Consider the following 269-nt stretch of genomic DNA (forward strand, 5'->3'; position numbering starts at 1 on the left):
GAGGAAAAAGGGCGCCCTCGGGCGCCCTTTTTCCGCCACGACTACTGCTGCCGCAGCGCGTCGATCGGATCGAGCTGCGACGCTTTGCGCGCCGGGTAGTAGCCGAAGAACAGGCCGGTGGCGATCGAGAAGCCTGCCGCCAGCAGCACGATCTGGCTGTTGAGCGCGGTAGGCAGATCACTGAAGCGGCCGACCAGCAAGGCGCCGCCGACCCCGATCGCGATGCCCAGCACGCCGCCGCCGAGCGACACCAGCATCGCCTCGGCGAG

General features: G+C 68.8%; 1 protein-coding gene. It reads right to left on the reverse strand.

Annotated elements, in window-relative coordinates; translation table 11 throughout:
* Window positions 1-41: 41 nt before the first annotated feature.
* Window positions 42-269: ABC transporter permease (locus tag SB719_RS20335; protein WP_412159767.1), on the reverse strand; the 228-nt coding region annotated here is incomplete at its 5' end.

It is taken from the genome of Pantoea sp. SIMBA_079 (assembly GCF_046940275.1).
GTDB lineage: Bacteria > Pseudomonadota > Gammaproteobacteria > Enterobacterales > Enterobacteriaceae > Pantoea > Pantoea borealis.